This is a genomic window from Paenibacillus sp. WC2504 (genome assembly GCF_052682475.1).
Genome location: NZ_JBQZFH010000001.1, coordinates 2127248 through 2153786 on the forward strand (window position 1 = coordinate 2127248; position 26539 = coordinate 2153786).

The window sequence follows — 26539 nt, forward strand, 5'->3', positions numbered from 1 at the left end:
CCGTTGCCGAAGAGAAAAGTAATTTCTAGCTTGCGTAAGCCAGCTAGGAAGAAACAATCTTCCCAGAATCAAAATGTGATTGTCATTAAAAATGAAAAAAGCGGTACCATTCATTTGAAGGATGTTGTCCGCTTTGAAGGTAAGCCGCAGATGGTGCAGCTTCCTGCTTCGGAAATTCGCAGAATGCAGAAACATCTGCGAGTCCTTCTGGTCATTGACCAGTTTAACGTAGGTGGGACCGAGACGCATACATTAGGTTTAGCTCGTGAGCTAATGAGAAATGGTGCGCATGTGGTCGTTGCGGCGAAGACCGGAAGAATGCTAGACGCCTTTGCTGCTCTTGGCTGTCCGGTTTATACCGTCGATTTTGTAACAGATGAGTTCAAAGAGAATACGGAGAAAAAAGCTGAAATTATCGATTATTTGAAACTTATTATCCGTAACGAAAATATTTCCCTCCTGCATGCTCATCAGTGGCCATCAGGCGTTTTCGCCGTACAGGCTGGGAAGGAAATGAACATTCCAGTCGTGTTTACGGTGCATGGATTCGTTGATGATGCCTTAATTCCATTAGTCAAACAATGCGACACCGTGCTGGCTGTAAGCCAATCGATTGTTAAAACATTGAAGGCTAATCACGTTACCTCTATCCTGCTGCAAAATGGGATTGATGTGTCGGAGTTTTCCTCTCACAAGTCGACCAAACCTTATGTGCGTGCTTCCTGGGGAATCGACCATGACGCTCCAGTCGTCACTTATGCGGCAAGGTTGTCGTTTGAGAAAGCGGATATTTCACTTGCGATTATGGAAGCATGTCGCAGACTGATTGCAGGCGACTATCCGGAGCTCAAGCTGATTATTGTCGGTGGCGGGCATCATAAGGAGCTAGTTCAAACAGAAATGGCGCGAATTCAAGAAGAAGCCGGAGTCGATTTTATACAACTGGCTGGAGAGTCTTTGCATATGTGTGCTTATTACTCCGCAAGCGATTGCTTTATTGGCACAGGGCGTGCTGCGTTAGAGGCACTTGCCTGCGAATGTCCTACGATTGTTGCAGGAGCTACCGGATATATGGGGGTTATGAGCAAGGAACTGTATGCCAAAGCATGGGAGACTTGGTTCTGTGATCATGGAGCGAGCAAGCCTTGGACGGTAGAAGAGTTCGAGTCCGACATTAAGTCGGTATTGGAGCTGAAAGAGCGTGAGCGGGAAGATCTTGGATGGGTAGGCCGTAAATTTGTTGAGGACAAATTTAATGTGCACGACACGATCCCAGCACTCTTCGATGTTTACTTGAAGCATTTAAAAACATTACCTTCGACAGAACGAGCCGCCATTCGATCGGAAATATAATAGATAGCGTGTTTATGAAAAGCCACTATATCGGTGGCTTTTTTTGCTGTATAAGAAACGCTGAATAAGCGTGTCGCGCTAAGTTCTCGCACCAAGTAACCAGACGGCTCTGATAAACGTCTCACACTAAGTGACCATGCCGCACTGCATGATTGCCTCGCACAAAGTGACTAACCGCACTGCATGATCGCCTCGTACCAAGTAATCAAAACGTTCTGCATGCCCGCTTCACACTAAGTGACCATACCGCACTGTTTAATTGCCTCGCACCAAGTGACTAAACCGCACTGCATGCCCGCCTCGCACCAAGTAATCAAACCTCACTGCAGGCCCGCTTCGCACTAAGTGACCATACCGCGCTGCATGCCCGCCTTGCGCCAAGTAACCAAACCTCACCGCCTCGCGCCACGGCCCCTCGCTCCCAGTTCTATGTTGCACTTTGTACAGCATAGAACTGCTTAAAACCCCATTACCCCGATCTTCATTGCACAAAGTACAATAAATTCAATCAAAATAGCGTGAAAACCGCTCTACTCAGCCTTTTACGGTGTAATTTGTACAACGTAGAAGCCGGCAGTGGCCAATTTGAGGCCTCTAAGTTGCACAAAGTGCAGCATAGAGAAGGCAGTGGCCATTGTTTGTGTGTGTCTGTGCCGCGCAAATTTGCTGCGCACTACCCTGGCAAACGCGCTCGTCCTAAAGAGACGACGAAGTCGTATATCTTTACGTTCGTTGGCAGAGTAACTGGAATTTTTACAGTTAAACATGGTGCGGAGCAGGGTTTTGATGAATTATCGGGAGTATGTGCAGCTATTTCAGTCGATTCGTCCCATTTCAGACGTAACCTAAGGAATTAGCAGGATAATTTCCATCTACTGGATCGAATATAGCAGAAATGAACAATTTAGCAGCATTTTTCCCGATAACAACTAAAAACAAATAAAAACAAATTAAATACACAAAATTAAACTAGATTTAACATAATGATGACAAACACAGTGTAAGATGTCCATATAGAAACAACCAAATCCAACTAGAGGTGAACATATGCCAACCAAACAAGAGCATCAAGCATTCATGAAGACGGAAGGCGATATAAATTTAACGGAAGCAAGGAGTGAATGGTGGACAGCTCAAATTGATGAGGCAGCACGAACTTATTTGCAAGAGGATGAGGATGTCTTTTTGCACCAAACGTTATCTACACCTTGTCTGAATGTCCTTTCCTCCTGTGAAGGGATTTATGTAGAAGATAGCCAAGGACGCAGAATCATGGATTTCCATGGCAATAACGTGCATCAGCTTGGTTTTGGCCATCCTGCTGTTATTGAAGCTGTGAAACAGCAGTTGGACCAGTTATCCTTCTGTACGAGAAGATATACGAATTTGCCTGCCATTGAGCTTGCTAATAAATTAGTTGCTTTAACTGAAGGAGCCCTGCAAAGAGTTCTCTTCGCGCCAGGAGCGACATCCGCCATCGGTATGGCGCTTAAGCTTGCACGCGCAGTTACCGGTAAATACAAAACATTATCGATGTGGGGAGCGTTTCATGGAGCCTCGCTGGATGCGATATCCGTAGGCGGAGAAGGGGCGTTCCGCCGTGGCTTAGGTCCGCTGCTTCCCGGCGCTGAGCATGTGATCCCTTTTAACTCGTACCGTTGTGTGTTTGGGTGTCAGGATGAAGCGCACTCCTTATGTTTGAAGCCTATTGAGTATGTGCTTGAACAAGATGGAGAGATTGGTGCCGTAGTCATCGAAACCATTCGAAATACGGATGTGCAAATTCCACCTGTCGCTTATTATAAAAAGCTTAGAGAACTCTGCGATCGCTATGGCGCTTTGTTGATTGTTGATGAGACGGCAACGGCTTTTGGCCGAACGGGGAAAATGTTCGCTTACCAGCATTACGGGATTGAACCCGACATGATGGTGCTGGGGAAAGGTTTAGGCGGCGGTGTATTCCCGATGGCAGCTTTACTCGTGAAGGAAGAGTTGAACAAAGCACAGCAAATGTCGATCGGGCATTATACGCATGAAAAATCGCCGGTAGGAGCTGCTGCCGGGCTGGCAACCATCCGAGTCATCGAGGAAGAGAACTTGCTGGAGCATGCGGGCCGTATGGCCGATCTCATGGCGCAGCGTTTGAAAAGCATGATGGAGACGTATCCGCTTATTGGAGATATCCGTCAAATCGGTTTACTTGTTGCTGTTGAGCTCGTAACCGATCGTGTGAGTAAGGAACCTGCCGTACAAGAGGCCGAGCGCGTCATGTATAGCTGCTTGGGAAGAGGGCTTAATTTCAAAGTGTCCAAGGGGAATGTTCTGACGCTTTCACCCCCTTTGATCATTACGGAAGATCATCTCAATGAAGCCCTGGATATTCTGGAAAAGAGCATTGCCGAACTCGCATAAGTTCATCTTCATCTACATCAAGCATAGCGACTTATCGCTATGCTTTTTTGCACGTCCCTTTCATGAATAAATCTAATTGCTTTGGCAGGGGGGGAAATCATATAATTTGCTTGAAAGAACAACAACTTGGTATGGATGAGCTCAGGGGAGGCAGTAATGGTAACAAATAACAGACTGAACGTCCCTCTTCATAGATATTGGCAAGAGCAGCAAGGAGAAATGTCTGGTTTTCTGTCCCTCGCAGAAGGTATTACGGAAGCGGTTATGGTCTTGCATAACGCAGACAAGGTCCATCGCCGCTTGAGTCCGGAAACGATTTTAATTGAAGCTAACGATAGAAACCCTATGATAATCACTCTGAACAGTGAAATGTTGGAAACATCCTGGGCCTATCGTGCGCCGGAACAGTCCGGTCGACTAAAGCGGGGCACGGATGCACGCACGGATTTATATGCCCTAGGGATGATATGCTACGAGCTTCTGGTGGGAGAGCTTCCGTATCAAGCGGATGAGCCGACGGAATGGATTTATGCTCATTTGGCGAAACGCGCCCCACATCCGAGTGAGGTTAATCACCGCATACCTCAGCAGATCGGCGACATCATCATCAAGCTGATGGCCAAAGCACCTGAGGAGCGGTATCAGAGTGCCTACGGTCTTTTATATGATATCAAAAGATGTAGAAGTGAATGGGAACAAAATGGCGTTATCGGAGCTTTTGCACTGGGAAGCAAGGACTTTGCAGGCCATTTGCGAATGCCAATTTTTCTAAGCGGACGTGAAGCGGAAATGGCGGCTTTGACTGACGCTTATGCTGACAGTTTGAATGGGAAGACGGCGTTTGCTGTCGTTAGCGGAGGCGCAGGCGTAGGGAAGACGACACTTATTCGTGAATGGTACAGATCGCAGCAGCAAGAGAGAGGTTATTTTATTTCGGGAAAAGCGGATCCACTCATTAGGGAGGTCCCTTATGCACCACTGATTCAAGCTTTTCAAGAACTCATTCATCGGCTCCTTTCAGGGAGTGCGGAACAATTATTACGGTGGAAAGACAAGCTGACTGCGGCACTTGGTGATCATGCAGGCATTTTGGCAGAGATTATTCCGAACATGCACCTGATTATCGGCGAGCAGCCGGATGCTGAGATATTGCCATGGATGGAGTCTAGAAACCGGCTTCATTTTGCTTTTCAAGTGATGATTCGTACGTTTGCTGGAAAAAGATCACCTTTTATTTTGTTTCTTGATGATGCGCATTGGGCGGATGCAGCCACTAAGGATTTTATTCGCAGTATTTCAGAAAGTCGGGATCTAGGTTATTTCTTATGTATACTCGCTTATCGTGACAAAGACATGCAGCCTCGACATTGGTTGAATGATCATCATCGGGCGGCATTTGACCATCGGCGGATTGTGCTTTCTTCCTTAACGTTACTGGAAACAGAGCTTTTTCTGTGCCAAACGTTACATTTGGAAGAGTCAAGGGGGCGGTCGCTGGCTGAAGCGATTTTCCAGAAGACGGCCGGCAATCCCCTTTATATGAAGCAATTCATACAGACTCTCTATGCCCAAAAATGGCTGCGTTTCGATACGCGTACGGAAACTTGGCTGTGGGATGCAGACGAAATCCACAAGCAGGATTCGCTTGACGATGTTTGGGACTTAATGCTGGACAAGCTCCCCAATCAAGCGGGATCTGTGCTGCGCATGGCCGCGTGTATTGGCCATTCGTTTGATTTGCACACGCTGGCTGCTATTTGCCTGCAATCTCCCGAACAAGTCATGGAACAATTGGAGCCTGCGCTGACGGAAGGATTAGTTCTTCCTGTCAGAGAACGTGAAAGGTGGCATGGACTGAACAGGACTGCGGATTCCTCGTTACTGGAATCGACAGATCCGAATATGTGGTTCGTATTTATTCACGATACGATTAGGCAGACTGCCTATGATGCCGTAACGGCCGAAGAGAAAGAGAAGATTCACTCGGGAATTGGTCGGTATCAATGGGGCCTTCAAACGGCTGACAAGCCGGATGACCTCATGTATACGACGTTAAATCATTTCATGCTTGGGCAAAATCAATTGACGGACCGTGAGGAAAAACGACTTGTCGCCGAAATGGCGCTACAGGCAAGCCGTAAAGCTAGAAAGTCGGCAGCATACTTGTCGGCAGCGACGTATCTTGCCTTCGGTACAGGGCTTCTGACCGACACGGATTGGGAGGAGCATCATGCGTTAACTTATGACCTGTATATGGAACGCATGCAAGCTGAGGTGTTATGCGGTCACTTGGAAACAGGGGAGCTGTTGTTCGAGCAGCTCGTGTCCCACTCGCATACTCGTTTGGAGGAGTTGCGGACTTACGCGGTGAAACTGGAGCTTGATATCAATCGCGGGAATGCCAGAGAGGCTTTTCATGCTGGTGTGCAGCTGCTGGGCAAGTTGGGCATTGAGCTTCCCAAACAGGTTGGAGCTGCTCGGCGCCAAAAGGAACTGAGCCAAACGCGCAGATTGCTGCACGAAGGCATCCCGAAAAAGCTGGATGCTGAGCGCAGCGAGGAAACGTCGCCGCTCCAATTGGCTATCCTGCAGCTGCTGCCGCTTGTGGCGCGAGCTTCCTCTTTTGTGGATATGAATTTATTCGTCGTGATGATTTGCCGAAGCATACGTTTGATGCTTGAACACCATGCGGCGTACCGATTTCCGGAAATCATTGCGATTTTTGCCTCGTATATTTCCAGTGAGGAAGGGAAGCACAAGGAAGGATGCGAGCTTTCGGAAGCAGCACTGCACCTAGGTGATGCTGCTCATTCGCCATTGAAGGCGAAGCTTTCGTTTATTTATGCGTTATCTCACTTCTGGCGCATGAGCGCTCAGGAAACGTGGCCGTTATTTAAAGAAGCTCATCGGCTAAGTCTCGCGAGCGGCGATATGTATTATGCCGGTTTTTCGCTTCGCGGCATGAAGTTCAGCTTGTTTTTCGGTGGACATCTGGAAGAACTGTACGAATTTTGCCAAGTCCAAGGCGGCGCTTTTCATAAAAAAGATCCTTTCCTCATGAAATCGTTCGCGTTATATCAGCAGTTTGCCAAATGTCTAAAGGGAGAGACGGCAGGTCGTCTAACGCTGAGTGATGACGCGTTTGATGAGGTTTCTTTTCTTCATTCGATGAGTCCTGCAGAGACCCGTATAGGACTTGTGTTTGAATATTACATTTGCAAAATTCAACTGCTGTACCTCTTCGGCCGCTATCAAGAAGCTGCAGAGCTTTGGGAACAGACAGAGCACAGCGAGCGATACTACAAGTATCATTCGCATTTGCCCGAGGGCATGTTGTACGGCTTTTTAGCCATGTCCAGTGTGTATTGTGACCAATCGGCGAAGCAACAGGAGTTGGCGGACGGAAAGATGCGAAGTATGCTGGGGCAAATGCGAAAGTGGTCCGAGTTAGGGCCAAGTCACTTCCTGCCTAAGTTATTACTGATGAAGGGAGAAGCAGCCCGTCTGAAAGGGCGATGGGAGCAAGCTTTAACCTGTTACGATGAGGCGATAGACGCGGCGCGTGAGAATGGATATACCCATCTGGAAGCCATTTCATGCGAACTTGCCGGTAAATTACTTTTAGCCATGGGTAAAAAGAAGTTTGCCAAAACATACCTTTTGGATGCGTATCATAGTTTTAAGGTATGGGGGGCTATCGAGAAGTGCTTGCAGCTTCGCGAGCAGTATTCTGATTTATTTGAAAGGTCGAGTGAGGAAGGCCGAGTATGGGAGCAAGATTTGAAGCTCACTCGCGCGTCCGCTCAAACGGACTACAAGGATGCGAACGAGGAACCTTCTGTGGAAGTGGAGCGGGATATGTTCAAGAAAGCGGCAGCCCGACTGACACAAGCGTACGGTTTCGAACAGCTGCTTGGTCATTATTTAGTGACGCTTATGGAAAATGCCGGAGCGGCCAAAGGGTTCTGGATCGTTAATAAAGCCGGCGATTTGTGGATCGAAGCCGAGCATGACATTAATCGAAACATTTCCAAGAGCGGCCACTCCGCTTCGCTAGAAAGCTGTTTTGATTTACCGATTTCAGTGATCCGTTTCGTAGCTAGAACCAAGCAGCCGCTTATCCTGGAGGATGCGCATCTGGACGACTTATTCGCTTGGGATCCGTATATTCGCAGTGTTCGTCCGCGTTCAATGATTTGTTTGCCCGTTCAGCAGCTGGACCGATTAGCCGGAATCGTTTATTTGGAAAATGAAGCGGTGACCGGGGCGCAAGCCAGCCAACGTTTGGAGCTGATGCAGATGATGTCTGCCCAACTAGCAGTGCTAAATCGCTTTGCAAGTGAGGGTACCATTGTGAAAACGGAGCCGCTTGTTATGGATACAGGAAAGCCGAAGCTTGACGCCAGTCTGCTCACCCAGTCGCTGACCGAACGTGAGAAGGATGTCATGCAGCTCATGGTGAAAGGCTTATCGAATCCAGAGATTGCGCAAAGACTTGAGCTGGCCGTAGGCACAGTCAAAAACATCACGTTGTCCATCTACGGCAAACTACAAGTAAACCGTCGCACACAGGCGGTTGCCAAGGCGAAAGATTGGAATATTTGGGAGTAACAAAATGTCGGTAACTATAAATGAGCTAGGCAGATTCTTATCTGCTTAGCTCATTTTGTTTTCCAGGGAGTTCTAGTGTGCGTTAGGACTTTTCTCATGTTTTATTTCGGGAAAATGACCTTTGGCACTATCGATATTTGTCGAAATTCGCGTAGAATGTGGGGGTTCCAAATAAGCAGGTTTGATCAAAAGGAGGCTTTATGAGAAAAATTTGGGGGCTCTTCACAAGTATGGTGCTATTGGCAGGTGTCGTCCTACCATTTCCGATAACGGTAAGGGCAGCAACCTTAGCGCCTGCTGGGGCTGTCAAGCAGCCTACAGCTGTCACGATTAGTTCAATCGGGGCCACGGTTTCTCCGGTAAACGGCAAATATTTTTTTACAGCAGGACAGACGATCAAGATGAATGTTCCCTTCGAATCGTCGAACCCCTCTGTGAAATGTGATATGGAATCAACGATTCCCATTTCCATGAACGGTACGCAAGACTGGATTCGTTTGTATAATGCCGTGTTTGAGGGATACTCCTCTCCGGTATATGCCAGAGGGATTACCGCGGATATGCCCTCGGGACTTGTCGATATTCAAAGAGGCCCGGATGGCTGCGGTCCTTCGGATGGTGTGAATATGCCTACGAATATTTGGAACGCAACCTCGAATGGGACGACTTATTTTACGGACGGCACGTCCTTGAATAATGTGGCTTACTTTAAGAGCTTGGTCCAGACGCCCATCTATATCGACAATGCGCTGCCTACTATCACGTTCGGCAATCTGCCGGCAGATACGAACTATAAGAAAACATTAGGAATAACCGTAACCGCCAGTGACTTACCGCTGAACGAAAACGTTAAGCTTACTTATACGTGGACGCAAAGCCAGACAGCACCTGCTGCGGCTGACATCAATACGATTATCACGAGCGGTGCTGCAGCCGTAGATCCTGCAGCACCTGGCATTTATTTCCTTCACGCCAAAGCGGTGGACGTTGTAGGACATGAAGTGATCCAAACCAAAGGACCCTTTTATTTGGATAACACAGTTCCAACGCTCACTTTCGGCAAACAATCGGATGCCACATATAAAAAAAGTCATGGAGTGACAGTTACGACTGCAGATACACCGTCAACAGCTAACACGAGTCTCTTCTACGTGTGGTCACAGAGCGCAACGCCACCGGCGGCAGCAGGTATTTCAGGAAGCCTCATTAACGGGGCTGCCCCCATTGATCCGACAGGGACAGGTGCATATTATTTGCATGCAAAAGCGGTCGACCTAGCAGCGAATACGATCATTCAAACAGCGGGACCTTTTAATTACGATAACCAAGCGCCAACCATTGGCATGAATCCGACATCGGGAACAGCCAAGACGAGCCATACACTAACCTATACGGTTGCAGATCCACATTCCGGTATGAAACAAGTCAGCTACGAATGGTTTAAAGACGGGGTTTCATATTCAACCGGGACGGGGAGCATCAGCGGCGGTACGCTCAACGTACCGAATAGTGTGGAAGGAAGCTACAAGCTGAAGCTAACGGCTACGGACAATTTGAATAACGTGGGCACATTGGAAAGTTCCAATTTTATCATTGACAAGACAGCACCGAGCGTTACATTTACGGCGCAGGGCAATAGCGCGCCAGGCACTGCCCGCCAAGTAGGCGTTACGTTACTGGATGCGAAAGGTACGTTAGGGCAAGCCTTTTACTTATGGGGAACGAGTGTAACGACGCCTGCAGCGAATGATCCCGGTTGGCAGATGTTTTTTGATGGAACCGGCAACAAAACAACTTCAACGACAACGCTCTCTTCTCCCACAGGCGCTAACGGTACGCAATATTTGCATATTAAGACAACAGACAGTGCAGGGAACATTGGATATGCGAAGACAACGCAGGGCTTTGTTCTCGACAATACGAAACCTACAGTAACGTTTACGCTTCCTAGCACGGCAGCCTACAGTAAGACGCTGTCGACGGATTTGAATTTGACGGATAACATGACAACAAATCTAGCTAATTTTGTGATTAAATATGCGGTAACAACACAAGCAACGACAGATGGGAACGATTCGGCATGGGCGACGTCAACGATTAGGACCCTTTCCATAACGAATCAAACCGGCATTTTTTACATTCATACCAAGGTTTATGATGAAGCAGGCAACTGGACGCTGGTAACCGGTGGGCCCTATAAGCTGGATAATGAAATGCCAACAGGTGCTATAAGCATCCCGAAAAAGTTTACGAACATTACGACAGTGCCCGTCCAGCTGAGTGCCACGGACTTACAAGGCACGGTAGATAAGATGAGATTCGCGGTGGATAGCGGTATATGGGGGAGTTGGGAGACGTTTACGACTGACAAAACGATCACGATCCCTGCCACACAAGGCACGCGAACGATAGCGGTTCAGTTTATGGATTCGGCGGGAAACATCTCAACGACATATTCGGATACGGTAACTTTTGATACGACGAAACCTGTATTGACGAATATTACTTATAGCACAACCGCATGGACGAATCAGCCTGTATCTGCGACATTGTCAGCCACCGATAATGCGACACCATCCGCTGACATAACGGTAGATGGACTTACAGGGTTGACCTATATCTTTCAGACCAATGGCACCTATACGTTCAATTTCCGAGATAAGGCAGGCAACGTGAACACGGCTATAGCGACCGTAACTTGGATCGATAAGACCAAACCGGTCATCACGTTAAGCACCAATGGATCATCTCAGCAGAAAACTGTGAGCACGATTGTTTATGCTACGGATTCAGGGGCTCCACAGAGTGAACTGACGTATGCACATGCCTGGTCGACGTCCCATATGGCGGAGCCAACAACGTGGACGCCGTTAGGCGCAGATCATAAAGCGGATAAAAATGAAGTGACCGGTACTTGGTATTTATGGGTGAAAGTAGCCGATAAAGCGGGGAATGTGACGACATTTTGCAGTAATCCGTTTCTGCTCGATAACACAAGTCCGGTAGGTACGATATCTTACAAACCTGCCGGCTTGACCGCCAATAATGTGACGGCGACGCTCACCACCAACGAGCCTGTCGTCGTAACGAATACGGAGCTTGGCAAAAAAGAGCATGTATTTACAGATAATGGACAGTTCCAGTTTGAATTTAAGGATGCAGCGGGGAATGTTGGGGTCGCTATGGCCAATGTCGAATGGATTGATCGCAGCTTGCCATCCTCAGATGTCACGCTCACGCCGAGCGATTGGACGAACGGACCTGTCCGCGTCACGATCGATGCGTCAGGAAGTCCTGAGCGTGAATTAATGGATTTGACGATCACGGGTGAAGCGCAAGTCATCAGTCAGACGGTAACGAAGGTTGTTTATGAATTTACGACGAACGGATCCCTCCACTATAAAGTGCGTAATGTGAGTACAGGCATCGTAAGCAATGATGAGGTCTATGTTGACAAAATCGATCAGCAGCCGCCAACAGGGGAGTTGGTCTACACCACGGAAAGGCCGACGAATCAGGATGTTACCGTTACGCTGATTACGTATGATGACAATAACGGGATAGTTACGATTCTCAATAATGGCGGAAGCCCTTGGTATACCTTTACAGAGAACGGGCAATTCACATTTGATTACGAAGATGAGGCAGGCAACATCGGCCATCGGACAGCGGCGGTGAGCTGGATCGATAAGGAGGCGCCTCAGGCAGAGCTCAGTTTCAGCAGATCGACTTGGACCAAAGATAATGTCGATGTAGAAATATCCTTCACGGATCAATCTCCAGTGACCGTAACGAACAATGGGGGCAGCAAGCGGTATACGTTTACAGACAATGGTACGTTCTTGTTTGAATATCGTGATGCTGCTGGCAATGAAGGACAGACGGTCGCTTCTGTTACCTATATCGATCGAGAAGCTCCTGAGGCCATTGTTACCTACAGCCATACAGGGTGGACGAATCAAGATGTCGTGGCAACGTTGACCGCTACAGATAACTCGGGCGTACCTGTACAGATTCTTAGTACGGGGAACAACACGCATACGTTTACGCAAAATGGGTCCTTTACTTTTATGTTCCAAGACGTTGCTGGAAATCAGCGTGAGTTGGTCGCCACCGTTGATCGGATCGACAAGACACCGCCTGTCGTCTCCATTCAATATTCGGAAACGACAAAGACGAGATCTGATGTGCGGGCAACTGTTCTAGCGAATGAGCCAATCACCGTGATCGGCAATAATGGCAGCACGGCTTATGATTTTACAAGCAATGGGACCTATTCATTCGTCGTTGTAGATCGGGCCGGCAATCAAGCTTTCGTTCAGGCGACGGTCAACTATATCGATCGAACACCTCCTACACCACGATTATCTTACAGTACGACAGCAGCAACAAAGGAAGATGTCATCGTAACGGTAGATGCGGATGAGCCGTTCTATGTATTGAACAATAACCGTGCGAAGCAGGTTGTGTTTAAGGATAACGGTACGTTCACCTTCTATTTGCAGGACGTTGTAGGAAATTTAACGGAGATTCAAGCTACGGTAAATAACATTAATAAGACAAAGGCAAAAGTGACCTATACCTATAGTGAAACAGCACCAACGAAAAATAATGTGAATGTAACGATAACATCCGATCAAGCACTTACATTCACAGGTATGAGTGGAAATGTAGTCACTTTTACGAGCAATGGCACACGTTGGATTGACGCTGTAGATATGCTGGGGAATAAATATGCGTTACGTATCGATGTAAACAATATTGATCGCGAAGCACCGAAGTTTACCTTTATCGGCGGCGAGCCATTGCTGCTTGAAGTGGGAGCCGTGGTGAAACCACTGGCAGACGTCACAGCGACAGATTATGTGGACGGCGATATGACAGCCAAGATCAGCGTAACTCAAAATACGATCAATTCCCAAGTACCTGGTGAATATTCGGTCGTGTATAAAGTGAAGGATCGTGCAGGCAACGAAGCGGTAGTGACCCGGAAGGCGGTTGTCATCGCACCGACGGAGTTCACCGTTTACGTCAATTCCGTGAAAGTGCAGGATACCGATGTGGTTGTGTACGGCGATGCGATTCAACTTTCGTTGTTCGGCATTCAAGGAGCGAGCTCTGTGAAATGGGCGAAAGGGCCGAAGAGCATCGGAGATTTCAAGGCAAATGCCAGTCTGCTAACAAATGGTATTTTACCTATAACGGAATATGGCTATTACACTTTACTCATTCAAAATCAAGAACGTCAGTTGAAGCTCATTCGTGTGTATATTTTACCAAGACAAGCTTCTTAGGAGTGTGAGCAATGATAAAGGATCGATTTCAGATAGGCAAAAAAATAGCGCTCATTGGAGCTGCGTTTGTCCTGCTCTTTCCGATCGGAAGCGGGTTGGCGTTGGCCGCACAAGAGGAGATGACACCTCTTACAGTTTCCAATACATTCATGGAAGTAAGTGTGAATAAAGAGACCGGAAGGTTCAGTGTCAATACAAAGCAAGGCTCCCCGTTAAAGAGCGGCGACGATAACAAGGCGCTGCTCTTTAAGGAAAAACTGCCGGAGACTTCTTTTACGACGTTTCGCATTAACGGGAAAGATTATATTTTCGGCAACGGGTATGGCTTCCTAGGATCGAATGGAAGCTTTACCTCCTCCCCGGCAAATCAGGGATTGACGAATAAGTCGGTATGGAACATCGAAGGTCTGGACATCACGCAGACGCTAACACTCGTCGACGATCCGACGAATCCTAACGCAGGTAATATGAAAGTTTCGTATCAAGTGAAAAATAAAACCAACCAAAATCAGAGTGTTGGCTCTCGGATTTTGCTGGATACGATGCTGGGGCCGCAAGACGCTTCCCCCATTTCGGTAGCTGGCGGGAATACGTACATTTCCAATGAGAAGGTTATCACGGGACAGCTCCCTTATTATTGGAGTGCGACGGACAATCCAATTAATCCAAAGGTCATGTCATACGGATTTATGCAAGGCTGGGGAAACAAAGCGCCGAATCAGATGATTATTGCTCATTGGAATGGCATTTCCCAAACTAAATGGGACTACACGGTGAATCCGCTGCTCGATTTTACGAACAAGCAGAACGCTTACGGTTCAGCTGATAGTGCAGTCGCGCTTTATTGGGACCCGGCTAACATTGCCCCGGGTAGTGAGGCTGTATTCGAGACGTACTATGGCTTGGGCAGCTTTTTCACATCAAAGAAAGAAGCTACTTACCGGTTGCAAGTTGGTGCGCCTAAGCAGTTGACGCTTAACGATGATCGTAACGGCTACAAGGAAAATGAGTTTGATATACGCGTTGATATTGATAATGCCATTGACCGTTCAGTGAATATGGAAGGCGTGCAGGTCACACTCGGCTTGCCCGATGAGTTGGAGCTCACACCCGGACAGGGAATAACGAAAATTGTAGGCAATATGAAGGTCGGCGAGACACAATCCGTTACATGGCGCGTAAAACCTAAAGTGCAGCTAGCGTATAAAGCAGCGCAATTTCAAGTCATCGCTCAAGCGGCAGGCGGAGAGGAAAGCATTCAAGCTTCTTATGTTGTTCTTCCTGCCTTGACGGGGGAAATCCCCAGCATGCAGCTGATGGAGGTTTTCCCGAGAAAACTGTACACGCTCGATGAGAAACCTGCTCTAACGCTGCAAGGAGCAGGGTTTGAGATTTTGAAAGGATCGTCAGGTTGGAACCTTGATGTTATCCGGGATCGCGATGGAGCAAGTGTAGCGATTCCTGCCTCGGACGTATCCATTCAAGATGATAAGCAAATTACAGCTCGATTGAATTTAACCAGTGACCTGTGGAAGCAGCACAAGCTTGAAGTGGGATCCTACACGGTAAGATTGACGGCAGGCAGCAAAGTATTTGAGAAAAAAATCGAGTTTACGCTGGATAAAAGCTTTAAATCGAAAGATTACGGTATTCTGCTGGTTGTTGGCGATAACATGACGCAAGAGGCGGGGCAAACCTACAGTTTGCTGCCTGTAAAGAGTGAGACCGAGCTAGCGAATTATAAAATGGAATTCGAACGCTCAGGCGGCCGCCAAGTCTCGCTGCTGGAAATCCGAGGTTCCATCCTGGCGAAAAACGGCGATGGCGGGAAAGTTGTTTATGAGATTGATAAAGGTTCGACGATCAACTCAGTCATTCACCACGATACAACAGAGATGTTAACCGCCATCTTCGGAGAGGCTTCGCAAAAGATAACCATTCAGAAGAGTGCCAAAGACAGTACGCATGATCAGGATTATATCAATTTGAAAGGGAATGGGGCTCTTTCGATCCCGAACTTCAAATTTGCCTATGGGCCTTTCAGCGTTGAGTTGGAAGACGGTAAAAAATATGCTCTGGAAGCAAAGGAAGACGAGCAAGAAGAGAAGATTGAAATCAAGTGGGACGTATTAAAAGGTTTATCTATTATTCAACGACTCGCTTGGTTTCAACTCAATATCAAAAATGCTGTCATTGGAACAGAGAGCGTCTCATTCGGTGGCCGGCTTGCCTTGGACTTCGAGCCTGGCCCTAAAAAAGACACGGGGAATGAGGGGGATTCAGGCAATCCGTCGAATCCACCGAATCCACCGAATCCACCGAATCCACCGTCGAATCCGCCGACAGATATAACGGAGAATGTAGACGGAGAAGACGATGGGGCAGGGTCCGTGTTGGTCTCGGTCGATTTGGATGAGGCCAAGTTCGGTGTTCGGCAATATGACAATGCCTTTGGTCCGGCAGGAAAATTCGGGTTTCTGGGTTTACGAGCCGAAGGGGAAGCGGGGCTGCCGAAAAATCTAGTCCCGGGACTTGATTTGGGGGTAGACGGTGTTGTTCGGGTAGATACGTTCGAGAAGAAATATGAAATTGAAGCAAATGTGCAATTTAAAGTGGTCGAATTGAACGGAATGCTGACCATACGATTAACCGATACGAATTTTCCGATTATTGATAATTTCCGCTTCGTTGTAGGCGGGGAACCGGGTATTCCGCTGATTCCAATCGCTCCGGTTGCCTATATCACAAAAGGTGGAGGCGGAATTTATAATATCTACGATACGTTAATGGGCAATTATCAGTTTCTGCCTCCGCTTAAATTAGAAATGACTGGCGGCTTGAGCATCGCAAAAGTGTTTAAAGCGGATGATGCCACGGTAGGGCTATCGATGCGAGGTGTTGAGTTTTCCGGCGCATTCGAGGTGCTCGGGATACAGCTTTTGGAAGAAGTATATGGAAGCGTACTGCTCAAGGACTCCTTCTCGCAGTTTGGCGTTGAACTCAAGGCTGGGGCCAAAATTAATATCAAAAATTTGCTTACCGGCGAAGTCTACGTGGTCTTCCGGTACGATCCGGAGCAGCATGGCAAGCTCGGACCGGTTTATTTGGCAGGCGGCGGCAATTTGCAGGTGAAGCTTCCGAGAGGTTTGGTGCTTGCAGCGGCCGAAGGCGAAATTAGCTCGGAGAAAGTGGCAGGAAACGTAGAATTTATTGGTATTCCTTGGGGCTTCGAGTATGAATGGGGCGACAAAAAGCCGTCCATCACGTTGGGCAAGCGTAACTTAATGAGCAGCAGAAGCCTAATGGCTGGAGCGGAGTTACCAAGCAACGAACCAACGAATTCCGATCTGCCAGCTAAGAGTCTCATTGAACAGACGTATTATGATGAGTCAGGAAGTGTTTCTGGAACGATGAGCTTCGGAACGAACATGAAGCCCGTTGTCAGTTCAGGGCCAAGAAGTAATGTGCAGCAGCCAACGAGAAGATTGCTGAAAGCTGCCAGTCCGAACGTTTACTCCATTCCGTTTTCTTCGGAGCAAGAGATGGCCTTACTGGACATTACGTACTCAGGGGATCCCACTGAGCTTCAAGTTGCGGATCCAGCCGGCAATTCGTACCCGCTTGTCTCCGGTGAAAATTATGACATTCAGGAAATTTCGGCTGAAGAATCTGCTTCCGGAGAGCGTGAGCAAAGCGTTTTGATCTCGATGAAGCATCCCATGGCCGGCACCTGGCGAGTAACGACAGATCGTGATCTGGAGTGGACACTTGAAAATGTTACCGTACCTCCAACATTCACCAATGTCGATGTTCAACAACCGGATGCCACGAAGCCGCAACAGATAACAGTTCATTGGCAAAGTGATCATACGACGAATGAAAAAGTTTCTTTATTCCTTAGCACCAACAATGAGAACGACCCTGGCAGTCTGCTTGTTCAAGATCTTGACGTTTCGGCCGGTTCTGCGCAAATCGTCTTGCCGGACTCGACGCCTAGCGGCACGTATTATGTGAAGGCAGTTTTGTCACAGGGCGAGACGAACGTAACCAGCCAATACAGCAGTCAACCCTTGCAAATGGTGAATTCGCATCAGCCGGCTTCTCCCAGTCAGGTTCATTTGACCCCAGCAGGCAATGGACTGTTCGAACTTTCCTGGAATGAGCAAGCGGTTGATGGATACACAGTACAAGTGCTGGACGAGAGTGGCAAAGCCATACCTAGCTTGGGTGTCATTGAACTGGCTGGCGAAGTTCACAAGGCTAGAATCGGTGGGACATTAAATAACGAGGCCGGTGAAAAAGTCGGTATGCTGCCGGGCTCCTCTTACAGAGTGTCCATCGGCGCTTACAAATTAGTTGACGGCATCAAAGTCTACAGCGAACCTGCGGTTACGGCTGCAGTCCTTTTACCGCAACCAGAGCCTGCCAATGTACAGCTGTCGGTGCTTCATGCCAATCATGAGCCCGTTACCAATACATTTTCGCAGGATGGTACGACAACCTATATCATGAAAGAAAACAATATGCTTTTGCATATGCATGCGAATCAGACGGTATCGTCCGATATCATTGTAAACAACGTGAAGCAAGAACCGCAATCAGGGGCTGATTGGGAACAATCCATTTCGTTAAATGAAGGGGAGAACGTCATCCAATTATTCTCGACGAATTCGCAAGGCGATATCACAGCTTCCAGCGTTCGTGTGATTTCGGATACGACTGCGCCTGATTTAAAAGTGGAAAGTACACGCACTGCATCTGACCAACAAACGGTAATCGTGAAAGGGATGGCAGAGCCAGGCAGTACGGTAACGATAAATGAGGAGCCAATTGACGTTCAAACGAGTGGTGCCTTTGAGAAATCGATACCTATGGAGGGCTACTTGTCCAAGCCTGTCGTTGTTACTGCGAAAGATATCGCAGGGAATGAAACTGTGCTGAATACCGAAGTTGTAAATAGTCAACTGAGTTCCTTAGCCAAAGTGGAGCTGCGTGCGAAAGAGGGTCGGCTGGAAGATGGCGTTCTGCAGGTAGAAGCGGGCAGTGAACAGTCTTTGGAACTTATAGGGACAGACAAAGAAGGCAAATCGTTTAACATTGATCCTAGCAGTGTGAAGTGGAGCGTACTCTTAGGGGAAACGAACGGGAATATGTCGGAGCAAGGGCGTCTACAGGCTGAATATGAAGGAGATATGGTCATCAAAGCTTCCTATTCGGTCGCGGGAGATTTTGCTTTTGAAGATACGATGGCTGTGAAAGTAACCAAACCGCGTGGAGCGCCGGAGACTCCTCCTGTTCAATACGATGATTGGTATGTGCCGCCAACGTCCGACACCCCTGAACATGACGCTGGCAGTGGCAGTGAGTCGACGGATTCAAAGGTAGAAGATACGCTCCAGAGAATTTTACAAAGGTTAATTGAGCAGGAGCAGGGCGTTGATTACATTACGTCCGCTATTCTTAAAGACAATCAGGAAAGTGTGGTTAAGATTCGCGATCGTGCCGTCATTCGCATACCGGCTCAGCCGCTTCAGGAAAGCGTAGGACTGGGCATCGGCGCCGTACGGACTCCGAAGAAATATGAGACAGGCCGGTTAAAAGTGATTGGCGAGATTTATGAGTTTAAGTTCGATAAACCGACGGTACTTCAAAAGCCTGCAGAACTGACAGTTCGCTATAGTCTGGAAGAACTTCAGGATCCAAGTCGAGCAGCGATATACTGGTACAATGAACAGACGTATAAGTGGGAATATGTCGGTGGTCGCGTAGACCCGGCAGCAGGCACGATAACCGCTTCGTTACCGCATTTTAGCAAATATGCCTTCATGTATAACGGTGATCTGCCGGTGTTCGAGGATATGCCTCCAGCTCATTGGTCCCATGATATGGTGTACAGATTAGCTTCAATGGGAATCGTGAATGGCGTTCCTTCCGGTAATGGTTTAGCCTTTGAACCAGAGCGTTCCATTACGCGGCAAGAGTTTGCCAAAATAGCCGTTGGTGCCGAGGGCACAGCGTCCGTTTCAACCTTACACGAGATCTCACCTGAGTTCGTGGATCAAGAGCTTGTCGCTTCCTGGGCAAAGCCTTATGTCACAGCGGCCATTGAACAAGGATGGCTCGGAGGTACGACGAGAGATGAGAAACGATATCTGGACCCTAAGGTACCGATATCCAGAGCGGAAGCCATTGCGATAATCGGCCGCATGATGAAGGTGGATACAGTTGCAGCGGGTGCAGAAAATTCCTTCACCGATACTGTAGCCATCCCTGGCTGGGCAATGCCATATGTGTCAATGCTTGTGAAGTTAGGCGTTATCAGTGGCTACCCGGACGGCTCGCTTCATCCGGAGGCACAGATTACTAGAGAAGAGGCCGCCGCTATGATTAGCAAAATGCTGGATGCCAAGAGAAGCAAATAAATAATTAGTAAAGACAACCCATGCGGTTGTCTTTTGCTTTGAGCAGATAGCGAAGAAATAAATATTGGCTCTATTCAAACTAAGATGTGGTTGTGTACCATGGAACTACACATTTTTCTTGTTGGGAAGTATAAATGGGGGCTAACATCGTGCTAAACAGTATTTGGATGAAAAGACGAAGCGTTATCTTAACCTGGCTATTTTCTTACGTTGCCATTTTGTTTCTGCCGATTCTAATTGGTGTGTTTGTATATCGTGAATCGAACGCGGCTCTGGAAGATGAAACTCATAGGGCATCAAGTGGCGATGGATTTTAAACTGTATAAAACGTTTTATCCTCAAATTACTGACTTCTATGTGTATTACTCATTGGGAGATACCGGCATCATGCCTGGGGTGGTACGAAGCGGCAAGGATGTGTATGAGCAAGTCCATAATAACCCTGATTTTTAGCTATCAGGACTGGCAATCCATGTTAACTTCGAGAAGGTAGTTTTCCGGTAAACGGTTGGAATGGCGATTAACCATCTCCAACTGTTATCGGTTATCACCAATAAAGTAATTTATTTTGTGAAGCGCACATTCGGATCTTGTCTTCTCAACATATGATGACAAGAATAGGGATATCATGAAAAGGATGTGAGAGCAGCATGAAAACTTATCCTCACCCCACAAGAAAGCACGGCCGCGTAAATGTTGGACAGAAAGGACGATTAGCATCGTCGTCAAAGATCGCCGCTCAAGCTGCAGCTAATCTAGGAACACCTGTATGCGTAGTACTCAAGGACGGTTCTGTCTATTATGGTGTTCTGAAAGAAGTGCAGGTTAGTCAAGTTATTCTTCAAGGATTTAAAGGGGACAAGAAGATTCCACGAAAAAAAGTTAGATCTAAAGCGCATATATCCAGTTTTGGTGGTTTAGGTAACATACTTGGGCTTCTTGGCGGCGGAGGACTTAGCGGTTTATTTGGAGGGGGTTCCTCAGGTGGTGGATTACTGGGAGGTCTTGGTCAAGGTGCTGCCAAAAGCGCAGGCGGGTCAGGCGGGTTGTTTAGCAACATAGGCAGCTTTATGAAACTTGGCATGGGTGCCATTTCATTTATTATGCCGTTAATGAAAGGTTTTTCGATCTAAACATATAGCAAGCCCAATGCCCGGGGATTTCCATCCACGGGCTATTTGGCCTTTCATCCTATTTGAAGTTTTAAATCGCTCCAACTACGGGATGGGGAACATACAATTCCTCCAATGACGTAATTTCATCAGGCGTTAACTTCATGGATAAAGCGCCTACGGCTTCTTCGAGCTGAATCACATTCGTAGCGCCGATAATAGGAGCCGAGACGGGCTCCTTCTGCAGCAGCCAAGCAAGCGCGATATGAATACGGGGAACACCGCGTTTTTCTGCTATGGCTGCTACACGTTCCACAATGAAGCGATCCGTATTCGCTGTTGCATCGTACTTCTTTTTTTGCATGTGATCGGTTTCGGAACGAAGCGTGGTAACCGATTCATCACGTACCAGTCTTCCTGAGGCAACTGGACTATATGGAATCACACCGATTTTTTCTGCCTTGCAAAGCGGCATCATCTCTCTCTCCTCTTCACGGTAGATGAGATTCATATGATTTTGCATCGACACAAACCGGGTCCATCCATTTTTCTCGGCTACATGCAGCGCCTTCAGAAATTGCCATGCGTACATGGCGGAAGCACCAATATATCTGGCCTTACCTGCCTTTACAACATCATGCAACGCTTCCATCGTTTCTTCAATGGGGGTATGGTAATCCCAACGGTGAATTTGATATAGATCAACATAATCCGTTCCTAGCCGCTTCAGACTTTTATCGATTTCACTCAAAATCGCCTTACGGGAAAGGCCGGCGCCGTTTGGACCCTGATGCATACGTCCATGCACTTTTGTCGCGAGGACAATTTCATCCCGATTGGCGTAATCCTTCAAAGCTCGTCCGATGATTTCTTCACTGGTTCCATCTGCATACACATTCGCTGTATCGAAAAAAGTGATGCCTAATTCAAGGGCTTTTTTTATAATAGGGCGACTGCGCTCCTCATCAAGTATCCAAGGATGATGCCACCGCTCTGCTGCACCAAAACTCATGCAGCCAAGGCTAAGCCGAGATATATCCAAGCCAGTATTTCCAAGTTTCACATATTCCATGTCATGTTTCGCTCCTTTATTTCAGCGGGATAACCTTATTATGCAACAGATGAACAGGGGGGCGTTATCTCATTTATGCCGAATTATTGCCTAATCCTCTCCATGCACTTATGAACGGAATCAGCCTATGCCGCGGATGTTTTATTTGTCCAAAATAACACTTCCCAACGATACATATTTTTGTCTTCCTGTTTAATAATAAAGAACAAGAATTTAAGTTTGAAGCGAATAGGGAGAAAGATATGCCTAATGAAATAGAGGAATTAAACACGAAAGAGAGTCGAATGGAGTTCGATTACTGGCTGCATCAGGACGTTTTTTCGTTCCAGTGGTGGGTTATCGTCATTGCTAATCTGGTGGTTTTTGTGCTGCTGCTCATCTCTATGGATCGTAAAAGGACACTCAGCACCGTATTAGCCTTCATGACGGCATTTATTATTGTCGGGGCGGTCGATCAAGTCGGCAAGTTTTTCGACTTGTGGCGTTACCCGCATCAACTAATTCCATTTACTGAGAACTTAAATGCTGTCGACTTCTTTGTGGTTCCCTCTATTTTTGCCTATTTGTATCAGAGGTTTTCCAGCTGGAAATCATTTCTGATTGCTGGTGTAGTGGCCTCGCTAGTCATTTCGTTTATCGGTGAGCCCATCTTTGTGTCTCTTGGCATGTATCAACTTATGAGATGGTCCTATTGGGAGTCGTTTATCATATTGGTTCCTATTACAATTCTGGTGAAAGGATTCGTTGACCTGACTCAGAGCAACGTGCTCCATATTAACGTCGATCGGGAATTGGTCATCAATTTTAATCCAAGGAACAAGAAGAAAATAAGATGAATAGAGGGCTCCGTAGGACTGCTCTTTAACTGGAGATGAAATAATGACAAAGCAAGCAGACTCCATAAGCTCTTCAGAGCTCGGGACACTTTGGCTTACCTATCAGCAAAAGACACTCATTCTGCGGGTGTTGGATTACTTCATCGCGAAAACGGATGGTCATGAAGCAAGAAATATTATGGGTGGCTTATGGCAGGATCTCGATCATTATGTGAATAAAATTATCAGATTGTTTGAAAATCAAGGCATTGTCGTACCTGTTGGTTTTACCAAAGGGGATGTCAATTTAGAGGCGCCGAAACTGTACGACAATGGATTTGATATCATGTTCCTCCGCATTTTGAAAGAAATAAGCATGGGCATGTATACCCTCAATTTAAATATGTCCTACCAAGGTGAGGTGATGGATATTTATGAGGGATTAACCGTCGTTACACAGAATATCTATAAAAGATCGACCGAATATTTGCTAAAAAAAGGGATTCTCACCACACCTCCCAAAGTGACAATGCCTATTGTCAATGAGTTTATTGAGAGCAAAGACTATTTAAGCGGATTCAATCTCTTTGGAGAAAAAAGGGCTTTAAATACAATCGAAGTCGGCATTCTGCATCATGGGATTGAGACAAACAATGTCGGGTTGCAACTCATTTCAGGCTTTGCCCAATGTGCGAATACCCCGGAAGTAAAGGAATATTTTGTGAAGGGTATGGAACTTGCAAAGAAACAAATTCATACTTTCGAAGAAATTCTCCTCCAAAGCAACATTCAGTTCTCGGCCACTTCCGGGAGTACCGTAACAACTTCTACAATGGCCCCGTTTTCAGAGAAACTCATGATGTTTTGCATTCACCTTCTTAATACGTTCGGCATGGTTAGCAGCAGTTTTGGCGCTATTTTCACGCTTCGAAATGATTTGAATTTAAAGGCAGGATTAATCGCCAAGGATATCTATGTCTATACTCACGATGGCATTAAGCTGATGATTAAACATGGTTGGTTGGAGGAACCGCCGCAAATGGAGGACCGCAAACAACTCATCAAGCAGTAAAAAAAATAAAGAAGAGACCCCTATGACAAAAGATGAACTTGAGAAAATTTTATGGAGCATCGCACTGCCAGGATTCCCTCAACTTTTGGATGGCAAGATTGCAAAAGGCGTTCTTTTCATTGGATTAGAAATATTAATCAATGTCCAATCCAATTTTAATACAGCTATCATGTTAAGTTTTCAAGGGAAAATGGAGAAAGCAGCTGAGCTGACCAATTATCAGTGGTTAATGTTTTATCCTTGTCTCTACTTTTTTGCTATGTGGGACGCTTATCGAGACGCGATTGGTGAGAAAAAGCCATTCATGTTCATGCCATTCGCTTTCTCTGCCTACTTGGTTACGGTCGGAGTGATGTATTCCACAACGTTCCGTATAAAAAATGTGCTGCTTGGCCCGATATGGCTTCCTATGATTTGCGCACCCATTGGTTTAGGGGTCGGGCTCATGTTGATGAAAGTAACGAAGCGATTTATACGATCCGAGGATCAGAATTAAGGAATAGTCCAGTGAAAAGACCGGCTCATGGGTTTGAGGCGGTCTTTTGATTCCTGGATACTGCAGGATAGTTAACTGGAAAAAGGCAGCGTTATTTCGATGAGAGTGCCTTTATTGACTTCACTTTCAACTTTGATTTTACCGGCGTGATTTTCTATGATTTTTTTGCTTACCATAAAGCCCAGGCCGGTTCCGTTTTCTTTGGTTGTATAAAAAGGTTGACCTAGCTTGGAGAGGGCTTCTTTGGGAATTCCACAGCCTTGGTCAGCTAGCCGAATCATCATCTCTTGATCATTATCACTGCTGACTTCAAGTGTTATTTTACCGCCGTCACGCATGGATTCAATGGAATTTTTGATGAAATTGATAAATACTTGCTTTAGCTGATTTTCATCGCAGTATAGATGCGTAGCTCCGGGCTTGAATTCAGCCAAAAATTCAACATTGTTCAGGATCGCTTGTGAATCCAAAAGCGTCATAACCTGGCTCAGCAACACCCGAATATCTTTTCTCTCAAATTTAATCGATTGCGGCTTCGCCAGTATTAAGAGTTCGCTAAGAATCAATTCGATCCGTTCGATTTCGGAAGTCATGATATCGAAATAGATGGGTTTTTCTCCAAACCCAGATTTCATCAATTGAATGAACCCTTTAATAGAGGTGATCGGATTCCTGATCTCATGGGCGATTCCAGCGGCTAACTGCCCGGCTACTGATAATTTCTCGGAATTTTGCAGATGTTCTTGGGCAATTTTCCACTCCGTAATATCCCTGTCCATTTTCGTCCCTCATGCAATTGATAGCCAATAGTACCCATACGGTGTAACCATTTTTGTGGATAAAACGTTTCTCCATTTGGAAGTTATCCATGTTGCCATCTAAAATTTGATCCCTTACATCCCACGTTTTGTCTGTATCATCCATTTGAATGATGTCTTGAATCGTCATGTCAAGAAAGTCTGATTCCGTATAACCAGTAATTCGGCATAAAGATGCATTCACTTGCAGCCATTTTCCTTGCGTTGAGAGTAAGGCTATGCCAATCGGGGAATATTTGAATACTTGAGAGAACAGTTCGGGCTGTGAAACATCCAAATTCTTTGCCATATATCCTCCTAAATCACGTAAGATCCATATTAAAAGAATTGGACAAAGAGCAGCGTTTTTCCTTTCAAAATAATGGCTATATTCCTGAACGAGAAAAGTTTCATTGCGCACAAAAAGCCCCTTACCCTGATGCTGATGGGAGAGAGGCTCTTCGTATAAGTTTCAGCTGTTAACTTCGAATTCCCTTGTAAATAAACTCAATAACTTCTTTCTCAATCGGATAGTCGCCGACCTCTTTTTCTCCAATGATCACTTCGAGCATCCCCGTATTGGAGACCGAGATCATGCTCATGCATCCAAGGATAAAGCGCAAAGCATTCGATATGGATTCAAATTGAAAAATACCTTGATCCCGTCCATTCTCGAGAATGCTTTTTAATTTATTTGTAGAGTTTTGAATAAACGTAATGATTTTGTCCGCTCTTGTGCTATTCATAGCTAGTTCTTGTCTAACAATTAATGAAATTTCCCGATCTTGTTGATAAAAAGCCATCATAACCTCTAGATATTTCTGCAAATCTTGCTTGGGATCCCCGGTTTCGGCAGAAAAGGGCAGTTTCTCTAGCGGTTCAAGAATAGCCAGAAATACGTTTTCCTTGCCTCCGAAATGATACGAAACCAACGGCAATGATACACCAGCCTCGTCACAAATCTTTCTGACGCTCGTCCCTTCGTAACCTTGTTCGGAGAACAGCTTTTTGGCAGATATGATAATTTTTTGTTTCACATCGATTTCTTGTTTGTTCATATAGGAATCAACTGCACCTCCGTAT

At 46.6% G+C, this 26539-nt stretch carries 17 protein-coding genes; 12 read left to right on the plus strand and 5 right to left on the minus strand.

The genetic code is table 11. The features are described 5' to 3' along the window. Positions 1–30 precede the first annotated feature (30 nt). Positions 31–1353: a glycosyltransferase gene (locus tag ACUN27_RS09465; protein ID WP_445558794.1), complete on the plus strand. Its 1323-nt coding sequence runs from the start codon at positions 31–33 to the stop codon at positions 1351–1353. Positions 1354–1608: 255 nt separating this feature from the next. On the opposite strand, the gene ACUN27_RS09470 is transcribed toward ACUN27_RS09465, so the two are convergent. Beyond that, a complete protein-coding gene (locus tag ACUN27_RS09470) occupies positions 1609–1803 on the minus strand; it encodes a hypothetical protein (protein ID WP_445558795.1) in 195 nt (64 codons plus the stop codon). Between the two features lie 104 nt (positions 1804–1907). On the opposite strand from ACUN27_RS09470, the gene ACUN27_RS09475 reads away from it, so the two are divergent. The 8 genes from ACUN27_RS09475 to ACUN27_RS09510 all read left to right on the plus strand — a co-directional run bounded on the left by ACUN27_RS09475 (position 1908) and on the right by ACUN27_RS09510 (position 21225). Continuing rightward, positions 1908–2210 (plus strand): hypothetical protein, encoded by a 303-nt coding sequence (locus ACUN27_RS09475; RefSeq protein WP_315951791.1) that lies wholly within the window; start codon positions 1908–1910, stop codon positions 2208–2210. Positions 2211–2400: 190 nt separating this feature from the next. Further along, on the plus strand, positions 2401–3765 hold the full coding sequence (pbfA, locus tag ACUN27_RS09480) for a (R)-1-hydroxy-2-aminoethylphosphonate ammonia-lyase (protein ID WP_326060382.1): 1365 nt from the start codon (positions 2401–2403) through the stop codon (positions 3763–3765). Between the two features lie 135 nt (positions 3766–3900). After that, the gene (locus ACUN27_RS09485; RefSeq protein ID WP_445560609.1) at positions 3901–8376 is read left to right on the plus strand and encodes an AAA family ATPase; all 4476 of its coding nucleotides are present in this window, start codon (positions 3901–3903) and stop codon (positions 8374–8376) included. A 200-nt stretch (positions 8377–8576) separates the two neighbouring features. After that, positions 8577–13670: an Ig-like domain repeat protein gene (locus ACUN27_RS09490; RefSeq protein WP_445558796.1), complete on the plus strand. Its 5094-nt coding sequence runs from the start codon at positions 8577–8579 to the stop codon at positions 13668–13670. A gap of 11 nt (positions 13671–13681) precedes the next feature. Next, positions 13682–20092, plus strand: coding sequence for an S-layer homology domain-containing protein (locus ACUN27_RS09495; protein WP_445558797.1), 6411 nt, complete (start codon positions 13682–13684; stop codon positions 20090–20092). Between the two features lie 149 nt (positions 20093–20241). Beyond that, positions 20242–20409, plus strand: a complete 168-nt coding sequence (locus ACUN27_RS09500; protein ID WP_445558798.1) for a hypothetical protein — start codon at positions 20242–20244, stop codon at positions 20407–20409. Then, positions 20399–20545, plus strand: a complete 147-nt coding sequence (locus ACUN27_RS09505) for a hypothetical protein (RefSeq protein ID WP_315951785.1) — start codon at positions 20399–20401, stop codon at positions 20543–20545. The genes ACUN27_RS09500 and ACUN27_RS09505 overlap by 11 nt, the downstream gene beginning before the upstream one ends. Positions 20546–20742: 197 nt before the next feature. Continuing rightward, the gene (locus ACUN27_RS09510) at positions 20743–21225 is read left to right on the plus strand and encodes a hypothetical protein (RefSeq protein WP_326060378.1); all 483 of its coding nucleotides are present in this window, start codon (positions 20743–20745) and stop codon (positions 21223–21225) included. Positions 21226–21295: 70 nt separating this feature from the next. Here ACUN27_RS09510 and ACUN27_RS09515 read toward each other — a convergent pair whose 3' ends face one another. Further along, on the minus strand, positions 21296–22276 hold the full coding sequence (locus ACUN27_RS09515) for an aldo/keto reductase (protein ID WP_326060377.1): 981 nt from the start codon (positions 22274–22276) through the stop codon (positions 21296–21298). A gap of 242 nt (positions 22277–22518) precedes the next feature. On the opposite strand from ACUN27_RS09515, the gene ACUN27_RS09520 reads away from it, so the two are divergent. From ACUN27_RS09520 to ACUN27_RS09530, 3 genes are read left to right on the plus strand one after another with little or no spacing between them, the layout of a single operon-like run. Beyond that, positions 22519–23112: a CBO0543 family protein gene (locus ACUN27_RS09520; RefSeq protein WP_315951782.1), complete on the plus strand. Its 594-nt coding sequence runs from the start codon at positions 22519–22521 to the stop codon at positions 23110–23112. 43 nt (positions 23113–23155) lie between these two features. Beyond that, a complete protein-coding gene (locus ACUN27_RS09525) occupies positions 23156–24163 on the plus strand; it encodes a DUF3231 family protein (RefSeq protein ID WP_326060376.1) in 1008 nt (335 codons plus the stop codon). Between the two features lie 22 nt (positions 24164–24185). Further along, on the plus strand, positions 24186–24659 hold the full coding sequence (locus tag ACUN27_RS09530; protein ID WP_315951780.1) for a hypothetical protein: 474 nt from the start codon (positions 24186–24188) through the stop codon (positions 24657–24659). Between the two features lie 71 nt (positions 24660–24730). On the opposite strand, the gene ACUN27_RS09535 is transcribed toward ACUN27_RS09530, so the two are convergent. From ACUN27_RS09535 to ACUN27_RS09545, 3 genes are read right to left on the minus strand one after another with little or no spacing between them, the layout of a single operon-like run. Beyond that, positions 24731–25438 (minus strand): ATP-binding protein, encoded by a 708-nt coding sequence (locus ACUN27_RS09535; protein WP_326060375.1) that lies wholly within the window; start codon positions 25436–25438, stop codon positions 24731–24733. Then, the gene (locus tag ACUN27_RS09540) at positions 25338–25877 is read right to left on the minus strand and encodes a PAS domain S-box protein (protein ID WP_326060374.1); all 540 of its coding nucleotides are present in this window, start codon (positions 25875–25877) and stop codon (positions 25338–25340) included. The genes ACUN27_RS09535 and ACUN27_RS09540 overlap by 101 nt, the downstream gene beginning before the upstream one ends. A gap of 58 nt (positions 25878–25935) precedes the next feature. After that, a complete protein-coding gene (locus ACUN27_RS09545) occupies positions 25936–26514 on the minus strand; it encodes a TetR/AcrR family transcriptional regulator (protein WP_315951778.1) in 579 nt (192 codons plus the stop codon). Between the last annotated feature and the right edge of the window lie 25 nt (positions 26515–26539).

Coding starts and splice junctions, on each gene's coding strand:
- ACUN27_RS09470 (WP_445558795.1), bottom strand. CDS start 1,803: ATGCTGTACAAAGTGCAACATAGAACTGGGAGCGAGGGGCCGTGGCGC.
- pbfA (WP_326060382.1), top strand. CDS start 2,401: ATGCCAACCAAACAAGAGCATCAAGCATTCATGAAGACGGAAGGCGAT.
- ACUN27_RS09485 (WP_445560609.1), top strand. CDS start 3,901: ATGAGCTCAGGGGAGGCAGTAATGGTAACAAATAACAGACTGAACGTC.
- ACUN27_RS09490 (WP_445558796.1), top strand. CDS start 8,577: ATGAGAAAAATTTGGGGGCTCTTCACAAGTATGGTGCTATTGGCAGGT.
- ACUN27_RS09495 (WP_445558797.1), top strand. CDS start 13,682: ATGATAAAGGATCGATTTCAGATAGGCAAAAAAATAGCGCTCATTGGA.
- ACUN27_RS09505 (WP_315951785.1), top strand. CDS start 20,399: ATGGATTTTAAACTGTATAAAACGTTTTATCCTCAAATTACTGACTTC.
- ACUN27_RS09510 (WP_326060378.1), top strand. CDS start 20,743: ATGAAAACTTATCCTCACCCCACAAGAAAGCACGGCCGCGTAAATGTT.
- ACUN27_RS09515 (WP_326060377.1), bottom strand. CDS start 22,276: ATGGAATATGTGAAACTTGGAAATACTGGCTTGGATATATCTCGGCTT.
- ACUN27_RS09520 (WP_315951782.1), top strand. CDS start 22,519: ATGCCTAATGAAATAGAGGAATTAAACACGAAAGAGAGTCGAATGGAG.
- ACUN27_RS09525 (WP_326060376.1), top strand. CDS start 23,156: ATGACAAAGCAAGCAGACTCCATAAGCTCTTCAGAGCTCGGGACACTT.
- ACUN27_RS09530 (WP_315951780.1), top strand. CDS start 24,186: ATGACAAAAGATGAACTTGAGAAAATTTTATGGAGCATCGCACTGCCA.
- ACUN27_RS09535 (WP_326060375.1), bottom strand. CDS start 25,438: ATGGACAGGGATATTACGGAGTGGAAAATTGCCCAAGAACATCTGCAA.
- ACUN27_RS09545 (WP_315951778.1), bottom strand. CDS start 26,514: ATGAACAAACAAGAAATCGATGTGAAACAAAAAATTATCATATCTGCC.